We start from the raw sequence: 847 nt of genomic DNA on the forward strand, positions 1-847 counted from the left end.
GTATGCGAAAGCGCGAGGCCTGTCGGAGCGGCGTGCGTGCGCGCTGATGTCGGTCGCCCGATCGGCACTGCACTACGAATCGACACTGGCCGTGCGGGACGCGCCGGTATTGGCAGCGATGAGTATCCTGTCGGCGCAGTATCCGCGTTATGGTTACCGCCGCATTCAGATCTTTCTGGAGCGGCAGGGTCATCCCATGAGCGCCGACCGAGCCTGGCGGCTGTGGCGTTTTGCCGGGTTGCAGGTGCCGCGCAAGCGCCCCCGTCGACGCGTGTCGGTCCATCGCCCTCGTCCGCAGCCGGCGACGGCGGCACGACACGTCTGGGCGTACGACTTCGTATTCGACGCGTGTGCCAACGGCCAGCAGTTGAAGTGTCTGACGGTGATCGATGAGTACACGCGTGAATGTCTGGCAATCGACGTGGCCGGATCGATTCGTTCCGGACGTGTCATCGAAGTTCTGTCCCAACTGGTCAGCCTTCATGGTGCGCCTCGTTACTTGCGTTCAGACAACGGCCCAGAGTTCGTATCGCGGGCCATCCTGAAGTGGGCGGCGCAGAACGGCATGGACATGGCGCTCAGCGAGCCAGGCAAGCCTTGGCAGAACGGCGCGGACGAGAGCTTCAATGGCAAGTTCCGAGATGAATGCTTGAGCCTTGAATGGTTTCGAACGCGCACGGAAGCGAAGGTTGTGATCGAGCAGTGGCGGCGTCACTACAATGCCATCCGGCCGCACTCGAGCCTGGCCTATCTGACGCCCGACGAGTTCAAGCAGCGGTATTGTTTAACTGAAGTAACCGAGGCCATTCCCCAAGATTGAAATGGCCCGAAGAAGCCAGGCAGGTCA

1 protein-coding gene is annotated in these 847 nt (G+C 61.5%); it reads left to right on the top strand.

Annotation, left to right across the window (positions count from 1 at the left end):
• On the top strand, positions 1 to 820 hold an 820-nt coding region (locus J7024_RS37015), incomplete at its 5' end, for an IS3 family transposase (RefSeq protein ID WP_234746064.1).
• Between the last annotated feature and the right edge of the window lie 27 nt (positions 821 to 847).

Origin of the sequence: Burkholderia sp. WTPI3, from assembly GCF_021483755.1 — a bacterium.
Classification (GTDB): Bacteria; Pseudomonadota; Gammaproteobacteria; order Burkholderiales; family Burkholderiaceae; genus Burkholderia.